The 22,817-nt window shown below is 42.0% G+C and carries 13 protein-coding genes and 1 pseudogene; 2 read left to right on the top strand and 12 right to left on the bottom strand.

Annotation, left to right across the window (positions count from 1 at the left end):
• Positions 1-120: 120 nt before the first annotated feature.
• The 11 genes and pseudogenes from ACTHPG_RS11130 to ACTHPG_RS11080 form a co-directional block, all read right to left on the bottom strand.
• Complete coding sequence (locus ACTHPG_RS11130; RefSeq protein WP_440389359.1) at positions 121-594, bottom strand: Imm26 family immunity protein; 474 nt, start codon at positions 592-594, stop codon at positions 121-123.
• Between the two features lie 17 nt (positions 595-611).
• Positions 612-5,525 (bottom strand): DNRLRE domain-containing protein, encoded by a 4,914-nt coding sequence (locus ACTHPG_RS11125; RefSeq protein WP_440389357.1) that lies wholly within the window; start codon positions 5,523-5,525, stop codon positions 612-614.
• Between the two features lie 1,015 nt (positions 5,526-6,540).
• Positions 6,541-7,116: a histidine phosphatase family protein gene (locus ACTHPG_RS11120; protein ID WP_440389355.1), complete on the bottom strand. Its 576-nt coding sequence runs from the start codon at positions 7,114-7,116 to the stop codon at positions 6,541-6,543.
• Positions 7,117-7,608: 492 nt separating this feature from the next.
• The gene (locus tag ACTHPG_RS11115; protein ID WP_440389353.1) at positions 7,609-8,574 is read right to left on the bottom strand and encodes an NAD-dependent epimerase/dehydratase family protein; all 966 of its coding nucleotides are present in this window, start codon (positions 8,572-8,574) and stop codon (positions 7,609-7,611) included.
• Positions 8,575-8,578: 4 nt separating this feature from the next.
• Positions 8,579-9,025, bottom strand: a complete 447-nt coding sequence (locus ACTHPG_RS11110) for a MerR family transcriptional regulator (protein ID WP_440389351.1) — start codon at positions 9,023-9,025, stop codon at positions 8,579-8,581.
• A gap of 417 nt (positions 9,026-9,442) precedes the next feature.
• On the bottom strand, positions 9,443-9,868 hold the full coding sequence (locus tag ACTHPG_RS11105; protein ID WP_440389349.1) for an AAA family ATPase: 426 nt from the start codon (positions 9,866-9,868) through the stop codon (positions 9,443-9,445).
• Positions 9,869-9,961: 93 nt separating this feature from the next.
• A pseudogene (locus ACTHPG_RS11100) lies at positions 9,962-10,156 on the bottom strand (hypothetical protein); the annotation flags it as partial.
• A 138-nt stretch (positions 10,157-10,294) separates the two neighbouring features.
• On the bottom strand, positions 10,295-10,447 hold the full coding sequence (locus ACTHPG_RS11095; RefSeq protein WP_440389347.1) for a histidine phosphatase family protein: 153 nt from the start codon (positions 10,445-10,447) through the stop codon (positions 10,295-10,297).
• 331 nt (positions 10,448-10,778) lie between these two features.
• Entirely contained in the window at positions 10,779-11,411 is a 633-nt protein-coding gene (locus ACTHPG_RS11090) for a DsbA family oxidoreductase (protein ID WP_440389345.1), read from the bottom strand.
• A 54-nt stretch (positions 11,412-11,465) separates the two neighbouring features.
• The gene (locus ACTHPG_RS11085) at positions 11,466-12,110 is read right to left on the bottom strand and encodes an NAD(P)H-binding protein (protein WP_440389344.1); all 645 of its coding nucleotides are present in this window, start codon (positions 12,108-12,110) and stop codon (positions 11,466-11,468) included.
• 39 nt (positions 12,111-12,149) lie between these two features.
• Positions 12,150-12,809 carry an SDR family NAD(P)-dependent oxidoreductase gene (locus tag ACTHPG_RS11080; protein WP_440389342.1) on the bottom strand — a complete coding sequence of 220 codons (660 nt, stop codon included), beginning with the start codon at positions 12,807-12,809 and terminating at the stop codon, positions 12,150-12,152.
• A 198-nt stretch (positions 12,810-13,007) separates the two neighbouring features.
• Here ACTHPG_RS11080 and ACTHPG_RS11075 point away from each other — a divergent pair, with 198 nt between their 5' ends.
• Together ACTHPG_RS11075 and ACTHPG_RS11070 are read left to right on the top strand one after the other, a co-directional pair.
• Entirely contained in the window at positions 13,008-13,604 is a 597-nt protein-coding gene (locus ACTHPG_RS11075) for a TetR/AcrR family transcriptional regulator (protein ID WP_440389340.1), read from the top strand.
• Between the two features lie 447 nt (positions 13,605-14,051).
• Positions 14,052-15,260: a sugar efflux transporter gene (locus ACTHPG_RS11070; protein ID WP_440389339.1), complete on the top strand. Its 1,209-nt coding sequence runs from the start codon at positions 14,052-14,054 to the stop codon at positions 15,258-15,260.
• Between the two features lie 150 nt (positions 15,261-15,410).
• Here the strand turns inward: ACTHPG_RS11070 and ACTHPG_RS11065 are convergent, their stop codons facing one another.
• Complete coding sequence (locus ACTHPG_RS11065) at positions 15,411-22,730, bottom strand: DUF5695 domain-containing protein (protein WP_440389337.1); 7,320 nt, start codon at positions 22,728-22,730, stop codon at positions 15,411-15,413.
• Positions 22,731-22,817: the final 87 nt, after the last annotated feature.

The raw sequence follows: 22,817 nt of genomic DNA, 5'->3' as shown, positions 1-22,817 counted from the left end.
GGATCCGGACTTAAAGCTATTGAGCTGTAACTTGTCATTGTACATTGTCCTTAGTTCCTTCGAAAGCTGGCAGGAAATAAAGAAACCTTGAGGGCAATTAGCCCATCAAGGTTTCTTTATTTAATCTGTATAAATTAACTCATTATAATACGGGTCCCATTCTCCAGTTATAAATCTAGCATGGACTGCCTTTTCTAGACTAACAGGTGACCAAGACTCCAGTTCGGGGACTTCTTCGATCTCTGAAGCACTGGGGTCTTCATTAATAACATCACCCTTATGATCTACCAGCATATACCCATCTTCAGTTTCCACTTTGTACAACGGAAATGTCATGCTTGGGATTGATCCATTTCCAATCACACTCCATATCCCGTCTTCAATTCTTGAGTTTACAGTCTGGATTAAGAAAATGATTGGTTTAGACGTAATTTCACTGATCGTTGGGTGTTCCATTGAAACCATATCGTATACAATCATACAATCTGATATCCTTCCTTCAGATACAACTTGGCCATAACAATAACGATTCTGATTAAGACTTATTGCGAAGACATCTCCTATCTTCACTCTAACCCTTTTTTTACCTGCCATTATTAGTCTCTCCCTTACTATTTCTTTTTAGGTGGGCTGATACCATATTCTTTCCACCTTTTCTCACTAATCTGATTTCGTTTATTTTGTAATGTTCCACCATTTTTTTGCAAACCACCGTATTGGTTGATTTTTTTCTGCTCAAGCACATCCAGGTCTTTCCCAGGTTTAGCGCGCCCTACTTCCTTAAATTTATATTCAGCAAGAGGGTTACTTCTGTCATGTTCTTTCTGTCTTGCTTTGTATCTGGCATCACTTTTTGCCTGTCCAATATACTTTCCGCCATTCTTGTCAGTACGCTTATATACAACGCCTTTTTTGCTCACCTTAGCAGCTGCCTTTTTCGCAGTCTTCTTAACAGCAGCTTTAACTACTTTTTTAGCGACTACTTTTACAACGAAGACGATAACAAATATTATAAACGGATTATTTCCATCACCATCCACAAATGCAACTGGATTATTTAATCCATAACTATATCCATTCCTATTCAACGGATTATCCAGATCTAAATCTTGTTCCGCATCTACAGAAATAAACGAGCCTAGTTGGGGATTATAATTTCTGGTCATCAGATAATATAATCCAGTCTCTGCATTATATCTATAACTAGCATAACGGTATGGGTTTTCATCCGCAAGCGAGCCGCTCTGATTTACAATATTCCCCCATGCGTCATATTCATACTGTGCTACTTCGTTACCAGTTTGATCCGTTAAACTAACGACATCTCCATGACCGTTCAAGTGGTAATAATAGGTATGCCCATCTTTAGTCATTGCTACCGGACTTCCACTATCATCCCACGTATACTCTCGAAGTGTTTTGTTATTTCCATCCGTTTCATAGATGACTTCATCGCCATCATAGAAGAAATTCGTCGTTCCGGACTGACCAATGGACTGGATACGTCGCCCTTGTTCATCATAACTATAGTGTTGTATTCTCTGACCAGATTGATCATGCACTTCAATTAATTGATCCAGTACATCATATATATACGTTTGTTTTCCATCGTTTAATAGGTTTCCATTATTGTCATACTGATAAGATTGTCCATTAACAGAAGTTAATTGATTGGCGTTATTATGCTCGTATACAGTGGTTTGCTCCTGCCCATTGGTGACAACGACTTTTTGTGTCCGATTACCCACGTCGTCATAGCGGTATTTAATTGTTGTCCCATCGGGTAGAGTTTCTTGTTCGAGTTGGTTAAGCGCATCATACTCATACGCTGTATCTCCTAATTCTGAATGAATTGTCTTTACATTCTCATTAGAGTCATACGTGTATTCGTACTCGCGAAGTACACTTCCTGTGCTGGAGTAATCACCGTAAGTGCGCAACTGTTCCCCCGTATCGTAGACAGCCTTGGTTACAATTCCGTTTGCCCGATCGGCTTGTTCCATTGCAGCCATATCATTGTACTGATAAGAAATGAGGTTTTGATTATCCTTGCTAATGCTTTTGACTTGATCTAACTCGGTGTAATCATAACTTACAGTAGACGAATGTGCACCGGTTGCATATGAGAGTTCCTGAAGTCCACTATTCGCATTATAGGTATAAGACTTTTGATGTCCTCTATCTACCTCTGTTTCAGGTAACCCATCAGGCTTATACGTAAAGGAACGAGCACCATTGTTTACATTGACCAGTAATCCATTTTCATCATATTCATAAGACCACTTTTGTTGCCCATCTATACTTATAGTTTTGAGTTGATCCAAAGCCGTGAATGTTGAAGAGATTGTGTTCCCATTAGGAGTCGTGGTCTCCATTAGGTTGCCATTTGAATCATATTTGTTATCTGTCACCTTGCCAATGGCATCTGTCTTTTTCATTAACTGATTTTGCCCATTGTACTCATACTGAACTACAGCCTGTTTTGGATTAATCGTTTTAGTCAAGTTTCCGGCTGTATCATACTCATACGTTGTCTCTTTTCGCTTCGGATCGATTACAGTTTTCAGACGATTTAACTTATCATAATGGTAATCGGTACGATTGTTATTTCCGTCGGTATTTGCGATCATATTCCCAACCGTATCTGTTGTCACTGTTGTTGTATTTCCTGCTGCATCTATTACAGATTTGATATCGTTACCTTTATCGTCGTAGCTGTACGTTTCTATCGATTGGTCTGGATACGTCGTCTTTTTTAAGTTTCCATAGGTGTCATATTCATAACGCGTAACCTTTTGCTTCGCATCCACGATGGTTTCCAAATCACCAACTGCGGTATACGAGTAATTAGTCACATTTTGTCTAGGGTCAATTTCTTTGACCACGTGGTTCAGGTCATTGTACTCGTATGTCGTAACATTTCCAACTTCATCGATTTGAATTAGAACATTACCTTTACTATCATATGTCTGCTCAGCAACAGTTCCATCTGGATTAGTTACTTTCTTGACATTGTAGTTTGCATCTAAGACAAACTGAGTGATTTCACCTTTGGCATCTTGGATTTTCTCCGCCACGAAGTTAGCGTTCAGTGTATAGTTTGTCGTATGGCCGTTTGCATTTGTTACGTCTGCTGTACGTGCAGTGGTGTCATATTTGTACTGGGTTGCCGGCCGATCACTTGCATCTGTAACCGAAACCGTTGAAGGTTCCTGCACTTTAACCAAGTACTCTTGATCATAGGTATAAGTGGTTAATCGATTATTCGGGTCAAAAATGGTTTTAATGTAATTGCCACCATAACTAAACTGAGTTCGACTATAAGTGCCATCCTCACTATACTGATCCACAGTAACTAACTTTCCATTCTGATACGTATAATCCGTTTTACGCCCTTCTAGCATGGCATAATCAACTAACCCATCTGAAGTATATTCAAATGCAATGGTACGTCCTGATGGGTCCTCTATACCCGTTAGTGCTCCGTCCCCATTCCGTTTATACGTAATTCGGTTTCCATGCATATCTTGTTCATAACTGAGTTTGGCTTGAGTGATGCTTACTTGATCATCGTTAGAAACCGTATCGAAATGCATCAGGTATCCATGTTTGTCCGTTAAATCATAACCAGTTGTGGCTCCTGAGCTACTTTTCACTTTTTTTAGTGTCAGATATTCGCCCGCTGAAGGCGTATACGTATTGTTTGATGCGTTATATTTGAATTCATAAGCAGATCCAGTGTGGTCTGTAAACAATACGTCTCCGGTTTTGTAAGCATCTACGATGGTTTCACCACCCGTATAATACCATCCGTAGCCAAAGGGTGAAGATTCGCTAGATTTTGAGTTATATGTCCGCATGAAATCTACGGAGGTATCTCCTCTACCCGTTAAGGAATAATCATTGAACTGGATGATATTGTTCCCCGTGCCCAAATTGGTATAACTAGTTCCGTTAGCAATCGGATGACTATCATATGTCCAATAATCTTTTAGACCAAGTCGGCTAGCAGAGGTGTATGTCACGCTTAAAAGCGGCGTGTAATCCGAATTGGCCGTGTCATCACCGGATATAAACTTCTTGTAGCTGTTTGTTGTTTCTGAATTGCTTTTCAACATAAAACCTTTGTTTGTTGCGGGGTCATTTATCCACTTTTCTAGCATATTGGCAGGCAAGGACCACTTATAGTTTGCTGAAAGTGATGTTAACGGCCCGACAGCAGTTGTAGCGACTTGCGAAGCATTGAAATCTCCACCCTGTTTACTCCACAAGTTTGTAGCATCTGCATACATCCAGGATGCAGAGTATTCCGTCCATGCTGTATTGACACTATTTAGTGTGATATCTACATTGGTATTATTTGAAACGGAGGCTAACCAGAGGTTCAAGTCAGCCGTTAATACCTTTGCCCCCTGTGGGATGGTCGATGTATCAAACTGAATAAGAGAACGGATGACATTAGAGCTAGTAGCGTCTTTATATAGACCAACACCTAGTGTCGTATCGGTTGCTCCAGTTTGTTTGGGAAAAGCACTACGTATATTGGTATCCGCTAAGCGGTATGTGGGTTGAAATTTAACAATGGTCGGATCGATGATGACTGGGTATACACGGGACGCATCATTAAGCCAAGCGATACTTGGGATCACGTCAATGTATAACTGTCCCTTTTTCTCTTTTAATTCATAGTGAATATCGTAGGAAAGAGACTCTTCAGGGAAAGCATTAACTCCCTCTACCTGCTGATAACCTTCGGGTATAAAAGAGTCATACATTAACGGTTTATCGATGATATATTCAATATCGCCATTAGATGGGTTAATCAAGGAAACGGAGCCATCCTGTTCTTGGCGATAATCCAGATTACCTAGAGTTAAGGCAAAGGAGTAAATCACTGACTTTTTGCCTGTCGGCTTTTTGCTAAGTCTAAGCTCTTCTTTGAGTCTATCGTTTCCCAAGGTATAAATTAAATCAGTATCGGGATAAAGTCCCTTATATTTCATTACATTATCCGTCACAATCCCTGCAGGTTTTGTGCTAGATATGCTTTGCGTGGTTTTTACCGGATTTGTTTCCGATACGGGGTTTAAGCCAATGCTGAATTTATCCTCTTTGATCTCTACTAAATCGTCAGTAGCAGAGTGTTTCTTGTTCATTTCTACTTTGAATTCATGATGATTATTGTAAGCCGTTTGACTCGTCGTGTTTAAACGGTTATTAATAGGCTTCCACTCTTGATTTGAGGAGTCTTGATAGTGAATGGGAGTTTCAGAAATTTGAGTTGTGTACGTTCCGTTTTCATTTGCGAATGTCTTCGATTTCTCACTTCGAAGCGAAGCGATCTCTTTTGGAGTGTTGTTGGATGACAAGTTAGAATCATCGGAAGTGTTGCTTTCTTGAAGCGTTGATCTTTCGGTTGAGGGGTTCCCCCAAGCAGTGGTATTGTTTAGCGATGATGTAGAAATTAAGGAGCCAGCAATAATTAAGCTAATTACCTTATTCCAAAATTTGTGTTTCTTTCTCATGTTGTATCCCCTTGTCTATTTTTTTACAGCAAGAAGAGTTATACCATATCATTGGAATATTTTCTAAATGAAAAATTTGCTAAATGTTAGCCAATGCCCAAATACTTATTTTATTATCGGCTATACGTACTCAGTATTAATTAGATATACATCTAATCGGAAATCGGACTATGTTCTTGTCAATTCCGGCAATCGGTACAAGTTCTTGTCCTTAGCTTGGGACAAGAACTTGTACCGATAAAATAAAAAAGCCGCTAAAATAGCGACTTCAATAGGACCATGTTCTTGTCCCGCGACACGCAGTAAAGCATGCTCTGGCTCGGGCTAGTCCCTTCTTTACAACTACGGATATACGGGGCAGGTTTATACATTTCAATTTCCACTTCAGTTTCCGTTTCTATCCAGAAAGCATGCCAATCACTGCTATGGAGAAGTCCTGTTTCAAAGAAAGCGCATTCACTGAATAAAGACTCTTCATCTCGTAATCCAGACCCTGAGGATTCTCCAAATATTCTGTTCGCAATGTTCCGACCTCAAATCCGCCCCCTTAAGTTCGCCCCGTTGTATGCTTCTAATCGAGAAGGATCGCGGTGACTCTCTTAGGATAATAAAAACACTGCAATTTTTATGGTACATTAGGACTCATTTTTGAATCAGGTATCAGATTTCCGAATAAACCAATCAAATCCATATAGCCCTTGCAACATGAAGCGGGCTGATGTCAGGGTTAAAATTTTGTGATAACTGAACTTTTAGCGAATGAACTCTCAAGAATTGAATTATCACTTTTCTGTTTAAATAACAATTTTAAAAAGCTCCGTAAACATATCACGAAGCGAATTGAATCTTTGTTCTGTTATTAGTGTGTCATATCTTAAAGAGTAATTCTAATCCATACTTAGATTCGTATTGAAACCAGTTATAGCTAAATGAACAAAAGGCAACCTGTCACGTTAATCATCTGCCCTATTATTTTTATTGGTCTAACGTTTCCCGTTAGCTTAGTCCACAATAGCTAAAGGTGTTTGGTACAGTTATTTAATTGGCATGCCCACTTGGTGTTAGTGTGTGTAAGAATGGTTAAAGAAGCATTATCTATATACGTTTTTTGGAAATGCTGCGGCAAAAGATGTTGTAATGACAGCCCAATCAATGCTCCATGACTTACAACTAATATTCTTTTATCAACATATTCATTAATCAGTTTTTCGAGAAAAGTTAGACCTCGCTTTGCGACCATTTTGAAATCTTCCATACCAATATTTTGCTCACGCCAATTTGCTCCCCACCGAGTGATACGCTCTTCCTCGGTGGTGCCCTCAATTAGTCCGCAATTAATCTCTCTAATACGTTCATCAGTGAATACGGGTACTCCTAAATATTGCTGAATGATTTCGGCAGTCTGCCTAGCTCTCGTTAGATTACTGGAGAATATAACATCCCATTCTTCGCTTGAAAGTCTTTTTGCCAATGCAGCTGCTTGCTCTATTCCTTCTTCGTTTAGGGGTATATCAGATATTCCTTGAGCCTTGCTAAGATTATTCCATTCAGTAACCCCATGTCTAATAAGACCTATTGTGGTGGTCGCCATACCTTCCTCCTTAATGACTACAATTTTCCCATCATTGAAAAAAATAGTACCACATACTGGAACTATACTGCCCGTTAGCTTAATGAAACAGATAAAGATTCTTCTCGAAATTTATTTCAAGTTCTTCCCCCTTTTCAAACTTCAACAAATTCATTGCCTTTAGTCGGAAAAACCTAGTTCCTGGTACCAAAAAATCGTTATACAAGCGAAGTCTTAGATTCATATGCTTTTATCTAGCCACAAGATCTCTCTATCATGATGCTATTTAGATAATCACCTAATCCTAAATGACACATTGTTCTTGTCCTTTTCGGCAATGGTACAATGTTCTTGTCCTCAGCTTGGGACAAGAACTTGGTTCCTTAAAACAAAAAAGCCGCTATAATAGCGACTTTGAATGGAACTATGTTCTTGTCCCGCGACAGTACAAGTTCTCTTCTTTATTATATTAAATAGTTTAGCGGCCTTTTAGATCAGATAAAAATTTATTATCTACTTCTTCGCTGAATCAAACCAGTTATTTTCTAACATATATGCTACGCTTTCTTCAATGGTTTCCAGCAGCGTAAACCTTGGTTTATAGCCGATAAGACGCTTGCCCTTTTCAATGCTAAAATTTCCGCTACGGGCAATGTGATAATATGTTCTATCAATATAATCTGGATTCTTCGTATATTCACACCATTCATTCCACGAAAGAAACTTGATTCTTTCCTCTTGCTTAAAGTAACGGTACATAGCTTGAGCATACCCTAGTAGAGTAATTGATTCTTCACCTACAGCATGAAAACTCTCTCCTAAAGCTGCCTTACGATGATTAATTGCATTAAAGAAAACTTGTGCCACATCGTCTGCGTGAACATGATGTAATGTTTCCATACCAAAATTCGGTAGGGCAATTTCTTCGCCTCGTGCAATTTTACCAAAAACCATGTAATCATGATTAGCAACAGGATTCATAATCACCCAACCCGGACCCGATATCTGACCTGGCATGATAACAGTTTCCGGAAAACTCTCTTGCCGATAAAGGTGATGCAAATATTCCTCACTTTTAGCTTTCTGAAGGCCATACTCATCCAATGGAAACTTAGGCTGATCCTCTACAATCGGAAAGATTGTCGCTTTCCCATGAGCCCAAATGGATGAACAAAACAAATAATGGGATAAATTCGTATTTTTAAGTGCTTCCGTCATACGTTTTGTTTCCCCTAAGGAAAAGTTAATTAGATCAACCACAATATCTGCATTCAATTCAGCTATTTTCTTCTCGAAATCCCCATTTAATTCTTTATCTCTGTCAAGAATCATTGGTTTGACTTCTTCCCATGTAGGGTCTGCTTTGTAGGGCTTGCTTTGACCACGAGTGATGTTAATGACGTCATGCCCGGCTTTGATTAACTTAGGTAAAAGATACGTTCCAATATGACCACTACCACCAATTACTACAACTTTCATAACATTATCCCTCCGATTTACTTATTTTTGCCAATCTTCCCAGTGGCATTTTAGGTGCTTCTCCATCATTGTGATGGATTTCTTCTGTTCCGGCTTCCAATGCTCTCTTATAATAGTTATATTTAAATTCAATACATTCTCGGTATACTTGTAACTCTTCTATTTGTCTTTCAACCTCCTCTTTCCTCTGCCCGAACATTTCGAATCGTTTCTGTATAGATGAATCACCTTCTTTGGTCCAATCAATAAACGTACGAATATCTTTAATGGACATTCCTGTGTTTTTAAGGCAATATATGACATGCAAGAATTCTAAGTCTGCTTCATCAAACACCCTTATGCCATTCTGGTTTCTTTTAACAAAGGGTAATAGACCTTCTCTTTCGTAATATCGTAATGTATACGCCGAAATGTTCATCTTTTCAGCTATCTGTCCGATGGTGAAATTCAAACACTTTCCTCCTCAATCAAATTAAATGCATTTCCCTCCTATAGCTCCCCAAGTTTAACCTGATACTCAACTCGTCTGGTTTTCCTTACAAAGAGCTTAATCAGAGTATATGACTTAGAGTTAAGTGTAAGTCAAGGATACGAAACTACAATCAAACTGCACTGTCATTAAAGATAAGCTTGTAGATTTCTTCTTGCTTTCATGAGAATCTTTATTTTTAGCAGTACCTCTTCATGAAGACGAGTAATTCAAAACAACTTGCCCTTTGTTGAAGAAAAGCAGCTAATCACATGGATCAACTGCTTACTCGGTATTATTGAGTTATCGTTTCCTGTTAGCATAATCAGCGATAAATAATTAAGCTCCAAATTTTTTTAATATACGCGGCGGATATATTTTTGTTCAAATCTTGTTTCTCTACTTATCGTGTAGAAACAGCCCTTTATGCTTATTGAAAAAATCAAAGTACACTTTTGGGTTTTCTAATTCCCACCATTGCTTTATGTCGACTGGATTAGCTTCTAAATCATATATTTTTGTAAACTCCATCGCCAGTAAAAATTGTGAGTGCGTTGCAATGATAAATTGACATCCGCAATAGTGAGCCATTTCCTCTATCATTTTGACAAGTTCAAGGTGCATTTTAGGAGATATACTGTTCTCCGGTTCATCCAAACAATATAATGTGTCATTTTTTAATTTGGAATTAAAATAACTCAGGGCTGTCTCCCCATTGCTGTTCAGTTTAATTTCGGTACCCGCGACTCTGCGAATAAACTCCCTGCGTGAAATTGATTTTTTTCTTGAGAGCACCTGTAACCTCAATGCTTCATAATCATCCATTATCGTTACTATGGATTGGATTCAAGGGTAATATAGTTGCTGATCTTCATTAAAAAAAGGTGATTGCGTATATGCATGTGGTGTATACGAATTCATTGCTTTAATGCTTGAGAGCTCCGGTGACTGGTTCTTTAGTTTTGTTTTGTTTGACCCTACAGATTCAATCCAATCATGTTTATTTAAATTTTCAATAGCACCATACAATCTACCAGCTGCTAAAATAACAGTACCTTTACTTGTCTCTTCTATCTTCTGCATTACGGTATCAACCCAACAAAGACACTTCATCTTTGGTTGCGTTGAGTTATTTTGCTGAGTGGTCCTCAAACTAGGTTTACTTTCTGCCGAAGCGAAAGGTCAGACTGGTATTTCCTCGCCAATTTGCTCTCCAACGAGTGATACGCTCTTCCTCGGTGATGCCCTCAATTAGCAGCAATTAATCTCTCTAATACGTTCATCAGTGAATACGGGTACTCCTAAACATTGCTGAATGATTTCGGCAGTTTGCCTAGCTCTCGTTAGATTACTGGAGACTCCTCCGATTCCGATACTCTCAATCAACGATTTCACTGATAGCATAATTCTTTCCTAGCATCAGTATAAAGGTGAATATTGCATCCTTTATAGGCTGAATGCATGTCGGGGCTGCTTACCCATTCGTTCCAGTCAGGAACATTAAAATCTCTGTTTTTATAATAGCCGTTTAAGAAGTTCCAATAGAAACGATTTGCAATCTCCTTTCTTACCAATCCACGGAATAGGGATTTCATAGAATAATGTAGTAGCAATATTGAAAACAATCCAACTTTGTCACTTCATTTAATGATCTTGAGACTGCTTTCGTTGAGTCATGACAAAAAGAATAAACCACCCAAGTCCATTACGGATTTTGGGCGGTTTATTGTTCTGCCTATTGAGATGCTTGGTTAAGAGCATTTATAAATACCCCAGTTGGTTGTGCGCCGGATATCGCGTATTTTCTATCAATGACAAAGAAAGGTGCTCCTGTAATCCCTAATTGTTTTGCTGTAGCTTCATCTGAACGCACTTCGCTGGCATATTTGGAGGGATCATGGAGAACTGCCATTGACTCGTCCCTGTTCATTCCAACTGATTCTGCAATATCTGCCAAAGTATCATGATCACTGATTAGCTTGGCGTCCGTGTAATAAGAATAGAACAGCTTCTCTGCTAATTCCTGATCTTTACCAACAGATTTGGCATATTGGGTTAAACGATGCGCATCAAACGTATTGGTGGGTTTCATTTGGTCGAAATTATACACGAGACCCATCATCGCCGCTTGTTGTCCAAGTTCCGTATTTGCCTTTTTCGCTTGCTCGATACTCATACCATGTTTCTCAGAAAGTATCTGATGCATATTTTTGCCTGAGTACATGGATGCTTGGGGGTTAAGTTCAAAGCTTCTATATTCAATGACCACTTCATTTGGATGAGCGAATTGCTCCAGTGCAGACTCTAATCGTCGTTTACCAATATAACAAAATGGACAAACATAATCCGACCATATCTCGATTTTCATTTTGAATCCTCCCTCAATAACCATCTTAATCAGTGAATACTATTTTCATTGAGCTTATTTGTTATAAATAATAGGCATTTTCTTGATCAATTGGTTGTCACGAGCGGCAGAGTACATGAATTTGGCAACATTTTCTCTAGAAACAGATAATTTAGCTGATTTATCTCCGAATGAATAGTCATAAGACTGCCCTGTGTATTTAACATTGGGGTTAATAATTCGAACGACTGTCCAATCCAGATTCGATTCTTTAATCAACCCTTCCATTTTCTTCATTTCTGCATGAGCATTCGGAAGGAAAACTTTGGCTAATATACCTGGAAGTATCGTGGACATGTTTTTCTTATCGTCATCTGATTGCAAAGCTGGCGTTGCAAGTGTAATGAACCTTTTTTTGTTAAGTTTCTTCATAGTTCTAATAATCAGTTCGTGTCCGTCAGCAATTGGCGTGCCTTTTAGCTTTCGTGACATATCGGATGCTGGCCCCAATGTGCTGATGACGACATCCGATTCAACAAAGGCCTTCTCAATGGTTGAAGTATTCGAAAGTTCCCCTTGTACAAGCTTCAGATTTGGATGTTTGAGACTGATTTTTTTGGGGTTTCTAACGTATGCCGTAACGAAATCTCCGTGATCCAAAGCTAGTTGGGTTACAAGCTGTCCAATTGCGCCACTTGCACCAAAAATGGTGATATTCATATTCTTTTCTTGTATCTCCCTCAAAATAAATTATTCAACTCACACTCTATCTTCAGTTATAAACTCTTCTACTCTGTTTCTTTTGATGTACATGTCGTACCAAATATCAGCGATCTTGTCTTGAACTCCTGAATTCGGTTGCATCCAAATTCCGATCGAAAGGTGACCTGCATAAACACCTTTGTCGGCAAGTTCGCTGTTCAAATTAAAGATATAATTGCGAAGTCCTGAGATTGCAATTCCGACATTGCCCATCATCGGTACCGGGTGAATTGCAGCGCCTCCAGTTGTAAATAGCAGTGCACCGCTTTGCTTGTCCAACATATCCGGAAGCACTTGTCGAACGCTCGATAAAGCACCTAAAACATTATATTGAAATTGGTACACCGCATTTTCTTCAGTTACATCAAGTGTTGGCGCTACTGTGTCAAAACTCGGCGTTGGACTGTATTCAAGAACATCAATAAATCCGTACTTCTCTTTAATAGCAGCGAATGCCATCTCAATTTGTTCTTTGTTTAATATGTCCGCTTGAAATGAAGCAGCTTCGATTCCCAATTGTTCTAATTCAGTAACCAGTTGGTTCAACTTTTCTTCATTCCGCGCAATAAGCGCTACGCGGAAGCCTTGTTGTCCGAATTTCTTCGCAATGGACATTCCCAACCCTGCTCCTGCTCCAACAATCGCTATCGTTTTCATTTAATAATCTCCCCTTTAATTAGAGTTAATCATCAGTAAGATAAATAATGGTCAACGTGTTGTATATTTATCTTTTGTTTATTATGATTAACAAAAGGTCAGCATTCAATGTTTAATAATTTTGATTTTGAGAGATAAAATACAGTTTGAGACCAAATGTCGTATATCTAACAAAAAAAGTTAAGGGAATGAGTCATAATGAACAAAAAAACCGATTTGCGTATCCTGCGCTCCAAACATTCGATAAAAAAGGCGTTTATAGAACTTCTTAATGAAAAGGGATACGAAGGGATTACGATCCAGGATATTGCCGATAAGGCGATGATAAACCGTAATACATTTTACCTTCATTATCAGAACAAACCCGATTTATTAAATGTATCTATGGACGAATTGTTAGAAGAATTAAAGAGTACACTCAAACTTTGTTCGAGCAGCAAATCTCCTATAAGTGGCTCTATGCTTGAACAACTAATGCAAACCATACTGGAGAAAATTAAAGGCAATCTCCCCTTTTATAAAGCATTGTTACTCGATGAAAATAGAATTTATGGGTTTCAATCAAAAATGGAGGGAATTATAAAAAGTACAGTGGAAGATGGCTTGGATAATACTCCCCTGAAGATTTCAAAGGAATTATTACTCCAATATATCGCATCTACTTTTATGGGCATTGTAATATGGTGGGTTAAAAATGATTTTTCTTATACTCCAAATGAACTTGCTTCTCAATTCGGAAAAATTCTAACTTATGGACACTTAAAAGCAGCAGGTATTGCAATAGATGATGAGTGATACATGTTTAAAAAGAGTTTCTAACTACACATGAATCACTTTGATTCTTTGCATGGATAAATGTGTCTATAAGCAATTATAACACCCGTATTTTCTTTCATTTTATATGGTTTAATATGCCAAATAAGATTTTCCTTAAGAACAACCTGTTGATAGTGAAAAGGGAAGCTCCTTTTTCCGGGAAACTGCCTATAATTATTTACTGTATACTCACACGAGTCTATGATAGGTTTAGGCAAGCATTTGGCACGAATGTTATATTGTTTGTGTTGTCATTTAGTACATAATAAAGATGTACGATTAATTCTAATCAGCCATGAATGTAGCGTTTATCTGCTTCCCAGAGTGGATGTGAAACATTCAACAGTAAAATGCAATTAGACGAGATAAAGCAAGGTCATGTACGGTGATTACACAACAACAAATTCTGAGGAGTAATTTTACACTATGATCAATCGATTCATCAGCTTATTTTCCATTCCTTCGTATGCTTTACTCTTTATGTGTATGGCACTACAGGGAATGGGCATTTCACTCAGTACCCCCTTTTTATCTATTTATTTCACGGAACAGCTTGGGGTATCTATTGGAATGTTTGGTCTTTATCTAGCCGTTACACTAATTGCAGGAATATGGATCAGTACGCTAATCGGAAGACGTTCTGACCTCGGCTTGAATCGGAAGAGCGTTTATCTTTTCTCTACTCTCTCTAATGTCCTGGCCTTTAGTGGATACTTGTTTATTCAAGATTTTCCGATTTTGTTCATTTACATGACCGTGTTTACTGCTCTTGGTGCACCAGGAATGCCCCAGTTGTTCGCTATTTCCAGAGAAGCAGTGATAAAGAGTCATTTTACGGAGCGTGCGTTTGCTAATTCTACCTTGCGTTCTGCTTTCTCTCTCGGCTTTATTACAGGTCCTTTAATCGGCACTTTATTACTCGCTGCTATTGGATTTAAGGGGATTTTTCTGGGAACGATCGGAGCTTTCTTACTCGTTGCTCTGCTTGTTTTCCTGTTTCTCAAATCAAACACAGAAATGAAGAGCAGTAATGCTGAAGCGAATATAAAAAGTTTCCGACTGGCTCAAAACCGGGATATTCTAATTCCTTTTCTCATTATGATACTCATGTATACGGCTCATTGGATGAGCAGCATAAACACGGCTCTCTTTATTACAGTCAATCTTGGGGGAACGACAAGTCATGTCGGTTTAGTCAGCAGTATATGTGCTGCGCTGGAAATTCCTTTTATGATTGTACTCGGTCTACTTAGTGCAAAGTATAGTAACCGAATTTTGGTGTTTTGCGGGGCTATTTTCGGAGGGGCTTATTATTTCGTTATTCTTATCTCGAGCGAGATGTGGCAAATGCTTGCAGCACAAATTTTGCTCGCTGTTTTTGTCGCCGTCATTTCTGCGATTGGAATTAGCTACATTCAGGACCTGCTGCCTAGTATGCCCGGATATGCTTCCACACTCTATTCGAATTCATCCACTATCGGCAGGTTGATTGGTAGTCTTGTTGGGGGTGGAGTAGCCAGCATCGTGGGTTACCGATATTCATTTATCTTCTGCTTTATACTTATCATTGTGGCTGTAATCATGCTTGTGGTGAGTGGACGAGAGCCTGTAGATGAACCGCAAATTTCGACCTAATTACGTCAGATTCAACGGGATAATTTAGATTTTTAAGCTTTTCTACGTATGGGTAATTAATATTGGGCAAGGCATCATGCTTGAAGCATTCCCTAAAAAAGAAACCGACCTTGATCCTGAATAAAACAGGATCAAGGTCGGTTTCTTTAATTATAATTGCAAGAAAATCTTATGCAGAACCTGAGCAGCTTCTGCTCTGGTTGTCGTTCCGCCAGGACTCAGGGTGACATGGCTTCGTCCGTTTATGAAACCCATGTTAACCATTGCAGCCATGTCATCAACTGCGTACTTTGCTACATTTGCCGCATCTGTAAATCTCTTGAGGTCCTCAGCTGTACCGCTCTGCTCGGATTTGCCCACTGCCTGCAAAGCCCGCATGGTCAGCACAGCCAAATCTTGTCTAGCAATATCCGTTTCCGGATAGAAGTTGCCGTTCGTGCCCAGGGCGATCCCGAGTGCTTTCGCGATTCCGATTTCCTCATAATATAGGTCTGTTTGCTTCATATCACTGAAGGTGTTGTTGAACTCTGCTTTGAGATCCAGTGTCCTTACCAACCAGGCTAGATACTGACCTCTTGTGACCTTTTGCCCGGGACTAAAGCTTGTTGCCGATGTCCCGTCGATGAATCCTTTGGACGCCATTGTTTCAACCGCTGATGCGTACCACGAATCCTTGATGACATCATTGAAAAACTTCTTCGTATAAACAACTGCATATTGACCTGTGTTTGCCGCTGGAAAAACCATGGCTTGTAGAGAACTGTCGTATTTGCCGTTCAGTAGCTGAACAAATGTACTGTTTGCAGCCACGTACGAAACTGTAAGGTATTTGGAATTGGCCAATTCTTCAACATCAGGGGTATAAGGCAGTCTGATTTCAGCCGGTGCATTCAAGGTTGCCATTTCTTCTCCATCTAATTGAACAGCGAATGCAATAACAGGTCTGCTGGCTATCACTGATTTTACTTCTGAATGAAGCTTGACCGTATCTAGCCGGCTCAGTGACAGTTCCACATTGTTGGCACCTGATACATACTTAAGCACATTAGAAGGTACTGCAACGGTTCCCAATTCCGTATTAATCTCAATCTTGATGTTGGCATGCGCTGCGGCTAGTGCAGCTGCAGGAAGCTCAACCGCATAGGAATTGGCTCCCTCTGCTTTCGGAATGTCCACCATGATTGTTTTAACATTACTGCTATCTGCCTTTGCATGCTCCAGAGCCTTGTTAAGGTCTTCCTGCCGGATGGGTGCTCCTTTAGCTTTACCGGTTTTGGTATCCGTCTTTGGTGCCACAATCTTAATCCAATTCCCTTCGACTTTGATGTTTTCAGGAGCCGGTGAAGGTGTGGTCACTGACACAGGTGCATTTGTTGACGGCGGTGTTTCCGTCGGTGGTTCTGGATTGACAACTGGATCGTTGATAACGACAGTAAGGGATTGGCTTGCATAATGAGTTGCCGTTTCTTTATATCTTACTTCGTAGATTCCGTTACCAAGACCTGTAACTTCTGTGCCTGTGATCGCATTCCAGCTGCCAGCGTCCACTCCCGCTTGCCGGTATTCCATTACAGGACTTACACCAGTGATCTTACCATCCTTGGCTCCGGATGCACTGACATTTACAGCCTTGACCTCTGCACTGGACGGCGGACTTTGCTCCTGCTTGGTTCCGTCAGGCACAACGATCAGGATAGCAGGACTTGGATTGCTCATATCCGTTCCGGCGTACCGGAGCTCATAGCTGCCGGCCTCGAGGCCTTCAATGCTGGTTCCACTAACCGGCATGTAACCACCTTGATCCGCCTTTCGGTACTCCATATCGACAGTCACATTTTCAATTCTGCCATCAATCCCGCCTGCTGCGGTAGGTGGGATAATGACGAGTCCTTCCGCTGTTGGTGCCTCTCTGTCTGCCTTGGCTTCATTGCGAATGTCCACAGTTACCGGAGGACTTGCCTTTAGGCTGTCTGTGGCTGCATAACGGATCTGATAGCTGCCAGGCTCAAGATCGTTGATACTTGAACCTGTAACACGCGTGTAGTCCTCTTCACCCAGCTTCCGGTGTTCCATCGTATCATTCAAGCCCTCAATTCTGCCTTTTATGCCGGTATCCGAATTGGCGTGTGAGATCACCCAACCACTCGCATCGGGTGCAACCTGCTCCTGTGTCTGCCCTTTCGGAATAACGACTTCCTTATCCAGGCTGGCGCTCAGCGAACCGTTCTTCATATACCGGACATAATATTTACCGGTGGTGAGACCTGTGACCTCAATTCCTGCAATTGTAATATATTCTTCTTCACCTTCCTTCTTATACTCCATTTCTGTTGTCACACCGATCAGTTTGCCGTCATCTCCATCAGTAATGGACGGTGCCACACCGGCCGGTGTTACCGGAGCCTCACGATCAGGACTGGATATGGCCTGGTGAACTTCCCATTCCCATAGGCCTACACCGTTATCGCCTGCCCGCGATTGCTTGGTCAGGGTTACTCGCACTGCCTTTACATTCAGCACCGAGTCAAACGTGTACGGATTGGAAGATTCCGCTGGAGTATGTTCAACCACTTTGATACCCTCCGTAACCGTTCCCGCTGTTACCCATTCATCAGTTGCGCTATCCGCCGGGATGTAGGAATATACAATTTGGGTAGGCGGCTTGATTCCGCCGCCATCTGACCACAGCACCAGATTCGAACTTCGTATAGATGCACCCTGCGGCCATTCATATTGCACCCACTCCTCTGCGCCTTCATGACCCCAGGTTCCCCAATGCGAAATGTTGTTACTATCCTTCCTTCCATCATTCACTGCCGCCAGACTCTCCCAAGGTGAGGTGTAGCTGGAAGAAGCATTCGCGAGGAAAGCCATATTGCCGTCTCTCGGACTCAGCAGATGCAAATCCGTCAGCAACTTCTCAAGCGCCAGGGTAACTTCTTCGTCTGTGGCATTCGTATTCTTGATCACAGCAGACGCTTCTGTCTTCGCCGCTTCGATTGGCGCAAGCCCTGGATCGGCAAGGTTCGAAGCATTTAATATATTTACATAGTTATAGACCTTGATCAGCTCTGACTTATCTACCGCTCCGGTATAGCCGTATACCTTCCATTCCAGAATACCGCTGCCATTGACGGAAGGCTTCATGTCCATACGAACACCTGTAATATATGCTGGCTCAAAGGTCGATGTATTGTATTTATTAAGTTCGTTGCCCAATCCCTTTATGTCCCGCGGAGTATACCATTTCCCATCTTCGCCGCGAAGCATAAGCTGCATATCCTTCGGACGGAAGTTCCCGCCGTTGTCTTGAAATACATATACATCCATGGACGAGGCCAGGAATGGCTGATCCCATTCATACGTCACCCATGCCGGATCTCCTTCTCTACCCCAGTTATGCCATGCACTGTTGGGGGCACCCCGGTTCGGCGAGAAATCTGCCGAGCTTTTAGGTTCAATGCCGTTATTCATCGCTTCCGGATAACCGTCGCCACCAGAGAAGCTAGCGGAAGCCTTGGCTGTCAGCGCCGCATTTTGCAGCTCAGTATTCACGACATGTATGGTAGCCCATACCTCCAAAGCACTTCCATTGACCGTTCCTCTGGCTTCAAATTGGCCTACACTAGCATAGCTGCTTGGATCTATAGCATCCCAAGTGATTTCCTGCTCTAGATACCCTTCCTCTGACAGGATATAGATTTGTCTAGGAAGTTCTGGTTCAATATCCTTCTTGGTGACAACGCTGAGTGCCCTGTAAACGTCAACGGTATCTTCCTTAACCTCTATCGTTATGTCCTTGCTGGCCTTCTTGTCTCCGTCCGCCGCACTGAAGGTAAACACGTAGGTGCCTGCCGTGCTTACACGCGCATAGGCTGCTGCTTTGTCACCATCCACAAATGAAATATCCGCTGAACCTTCAGGCTTTTGCTTGACGGCCCAAGTGTAATTCAACTGGGGTTCTTCTGCCTCGCTATGCACAGGGTCAGGAATGGCCTCCCCGGACAATACTACGATACTGTTATTGGTAACATCCTGAACCGCTGTTACTTGGCCAATTGCTGGAGGCTGTTTATCTGGCGGTGAAGCCAGCTCGAAGATGACCTGGCTGGAGCCAGTCCGTTGTCCATCACTTGCGCTAAGCTTAACTGTATATGAGCCTGCTTTGGTACCCGTAGCCTGTGTAATGCTTGCTTTGGGATGAGTAAAGGTTAGCTTGGCGCCTTCCGGGGCACTGACCACTTCCCATTGATAAGACAGAGTCCCTTCAGGCGCGCCATCATCGGTTACAATCCCATTCAGCATAAATGGAATCAACGCCTGTGGGTATTGTGTCGCCAGCTCTACAGTAATTTGCGGAGCTTCATTTTCACCGCTGGCTGACTTTTCAATGATCAATTCAGCACGCTGCGCGCTGCCCATCTGAAACATGGCAACGCCTTCATTATTCTGAACATAGAACTGTCCGGCAACTGCACCATTCAGCTTCATGGTATAGTAGCCATTCTCCATCCCCACTCCATCGAACAAAATTCGTGACGTATGCTCTTTCCCTGATGGATTCAGGAGCTGAAGCGTAAAACCCTTACCATCTTTTTGAATTTGCGCGCTTTCTACTTTATCGCTTTCCAGTTCCAAATAGATTTTCTCATCGATCAGATTGATCCGCTTGCCGAAACCGTCTTTCGGCGTAATGTTGTAGCTGTCTCCTTCGTCACTCACCAGCGCTCCATAACCGAACAGCCCGAATATCGGATCTGTAACAATATCGGAGCTGATGCTGAGAAGGGAACCATAGAGGCCTTCTTCCGATTCGCCCGAAAAATCATTCCAGCCGTTACTCATGACACGTGAGCCGCCATCGTATACGTCCTTCGTACCTGTGCCTCCTTTATACATCGAATATCTCCAAGAGGTACTGCCAACTGAATTAGCCGAAATCTGTCCCATATTGACGGCATTGAAGTTCGAAATCTTCGCGGCATAATTTCGCTGCTGTGCAATGGCCTTCTGCTCCACCGATCTGCCATCATTCTCATACCTTAACCAGTCATCCATAATGTATCCTGCTAGAGACGCAGTATATTGGAAATTCCACCAGCCTTCACCGCCGCGGAAAACGGGCACGGAATAATGGAACCAGGTAGGCTGAATACCGCGCATGGCACGTGTTTTCCAATCGGCCATTTCCATACTTTTCTCAGCTGCACCTGTAAGTGCGTCTGCTGGATAGTACGTGCGCAGTGCCTTCGCTGCTGCATAAGCCCCTTCTTCGCCAGTATTGTCATATTCAAATTCCGACCCGTAAGGATAAGTGGCTCTAGTCATATTCCGTCCCTTGTCGAGAGCGAACTTTTTCTGCAGATTGGCTGACTCGGTCTGCATTCCCTCTTCCTTCAGTGCTTCAATCATATCCGGGATTTGCTGCTCGCCATAGAATCCGATGGCCCCGGTGGAAACGCGCTTATAGTAGATGTTATAAGCTTTCTCCAGATAAAACTGAGGCGATTCCCGGTACTCGATCAGATTAGGATAAGCCTTCTGAATCCGGTACATATTAAAAAATCCGGTAGCTTCCATGATTTCGGAGAACGTACGTGTATAAGGCTTATCTTTGTCGGTGTACGCTCCAGAATCTTTTAGCCAGTTCGCAACGATGTAGCTCTCCTGAGTATTCTTCATGTATCGTTCCCACATGAAGTCGATCAGATAGGTCTCGATAGAGCGAATTTCGTCTGGACTTGGAGCCAGGTAGTTCTTCATTGTCATGAAGTTGATGTTGTCATGGCTCCAGTCATCTCCCCAATGATTAATGTTGAGATCCTTGCCGCTTGAAAGATACCAATCGAAATAGTTACCATAAGTCGGACTTTTCGGGTTCATGTCCTGTGTCTGCTCGACCATGAATTCGGAGTGGGTATCCGATATTGCATCCAGCTCGGCTAGAACATTGAATTCAAATTGAGTGAATTTATCCACCCATTCGTTGCCGTCCTTCAGCTTATATTCGATACGCACGCTGTTATTGCCGATCGAATCAAACTGAAGCGAATAGATGTGATGCTGTTCCCCATTTACGATTTTGGTCTCCACAAACTCAACCGACTCGTTGTAGCCAGGGTTCCCGTCAGGCAGTCCACGTCCGGCCCGCGAGTTGTCAACCATTTCCTGCCTGCTCTTCCCAGGCTTGATATCCGGAATATGCGCTTCATCAAACGGATCATTCTCTGCCACATTTTGAATATCGATGGATCGCACATCAACGATACTGTCGTCATAGTGCAGGTCTAACTTGACAGGCATATTGATTGCAGTCTGGAAGCCCGGCACCGCTACGGCATCAATCATGCCTGATTTATACAGGATGGACCGGAGATTGGCTTCACGGTCTTCCATCGAGGTCGAACTGTTATTTGGGCTTTGGGCACTTTCCTGCGGCGTGTTGTCTCCTCCACGGACTGCTGAGAATTTAAACTTATACGTCTTGGACTCATCCGGTCCCAGTACGAGGCTGGAAGCATCAGTGAAGTAACCGCGTCCCGTTTTCTGGATTTCTTTGGAGTGAATATAGAGCACGTTCAGCCCCGGATACCAGCCGCCACTGTCTCCTGTCCAGTTTTTAAAGGTGTCAGCAGCACGTCGCTCTCCTGCTTCATGCATCCAATAATCCACATACTCGATTCGAGCGCCGCTTTCCGGCACCGGAGTGAAGAGCATAAAGTTTCCCTCACCACTGGTGCGGATGGCATAAGAATACCCACTGTCAGCACCTGCGAAATGATGCACCGTCACACGGTCATCATAGGTATCGGATAAGGTCTGATATTTGTTATTCCATGGCATCGGCAAGCCGATATCCCCGAATTCGATATACTGATTACTTTTGTTCTTCACCGTAATTTCCCAAAGCATTGAACCGTCATCGGTCTCCATATCAAAAACGGATTTTACATCGAAGCCCTTCATTACCCGCTGGTCTGTAGAATTCAGGTTCTGTCCAATAAAGTTGACTTCTACCTTCTTGCCGTTTGCTGATGCGGTCTTGTTCATATAGGGGTTATCCGGATTAATGGTCGAAACTTGTGTAGATCCGCCGGCAGCCAATGTTTTATTGGTATCAACTTCTACAAAGCCGTCCCTGTTATCAGGGAATTGTCCATTGGCACCCGTACGGTAGGAGAAGATCATTTCTCCCATCCATTGGTGCTGGGTACCATTCTGCGGCGATGTAGTGTTAGGCAGGACGAAATTGATTGGCTTCCCCTGTTTATTGGTAGGATTGTTGTTGATATAGAGCTCCTCAATCTGACCTAAGTCACCGACTTTGGCCGACAGGCTGGCATTGGAGATACCGGTCTTTACCGCAGCCTTCGCGGCCCCAGGCAAAGCGCTAACCTGCAGCGGCAGACTTGAAAATGCCAGGAGCAGCGCGATCATAAGCGGCTTCCACTTCTTCGAAATCATTGTCATTATAACCTCCTGTATATATGTGATCATATCCATTAGGGGTTTAATTCTCTTAAACCGGTAAGTATAGTTTCTTCTACGAAATACCTT

The sequence above is a fragment of the Paenibacillus sp. SAF-068 genome (assembly GCF_051967555.1).
Lineage (GTDB): Bacteria > Bacillota > Bacilli > Paenibacillales > Paenibacillaceae > Paenibacillus.
The sequence above is the reverse complement of the archived record's forward strand: the minus strand, read 5'-3'. Positions and strand labels throughout refer to the sequence as shown.

Excerpts from the sequence above, each read along its gene's own strand:
- ACTHPG_RS11085 (WP_440389344.1), bottom strand. The coding sequence starts at position 12,110 with ATGAATATCACCATTTTTGGTGCAAGTGGCGCAATTGGACAGCTTGTA.
- ACTHPG_RS11070 (WP_440389339.1), top strand. The coding sequence starts at position 14,052 with ATGATCAATCGATTCATCAGCTTATTTTCCATTCCTTCGTATGCTTTA.
- ACTHPG_RS11125 (WP_440389357.1), bottom strand. The coding sequence starts at position 5,525 with ATGAGAAAGAAACACAAATTTTGGAATAAGGTAATTAGCTTAATTATT.
- ACTHPG_RS11115 (WP_440389353.1), bottom strand. The coding sequence starts at position 8,574 with ATGAAAGTTGTAGTAATTGGTGGTAGTGGTCATATTGGAACGTATCTT.
- ACTHPG_RS11095 (WP_440389347.1), bottom strand. The coding sequence starts at position 10,447 with ATGCTATCAGTGAAATCGTTGATTGAGAGTATCGGAATCGGAGGAGTC.
- ACTHPG_RS11105 (WP_440389349.1), bottom strand. The coding sequence starts at position 9,868 with ATGGATGATTATGAAGCATTGAGGTTACAGGTGCTCTCAAGAAAAAAA.
- ACTHPG_RS11080 (WP_440389342.1), bottom strand. The coding sequence starts at position 12,809 with ATGAAAACGATAGCGATTGTTGGAGCAGGAGCAGGGTTGGGAATGTCC.
- ACTHPG_RS11090 (WP_440389345.1), bottom strand. The coding sequence starts at position 11,411 with ATGAAAATCGAGATATGGTCGGATTATGTTTGTCCATTTTGTTATATT.
- ACTHPG_RS11065 (WP_440389337.1), bottom strand. The coding sequence starts at position 22,730 with ATGACAATGATTTCGAAGAAGTGGAAGCCGCTTATGATCGCGCTGCTC.
- ACTHPG_RS11075 (WP_440389340.1), top strand. The coding sequence starts at position 13,008 with ATGAACAAAAAAACCGATTTGCGTATCCTGCGCTCCAAACATTCGATA.
- ACTHPG_RS11120 (WP_440389355.1), bottom strand. The coding sequence starts at position 7,116 with ATGGCGACCACCACAATAGGTCTTATTAGACATGGGGTTACTGAATGG.
- ACTHPG_RS11130 (WP_440389359.1), bottom strand. The coding sequence starts at position 594 with ATGGCAGGTAAAAAAAGGGTTAGAGTGAAGATAGGAGATGTCTTCGCA.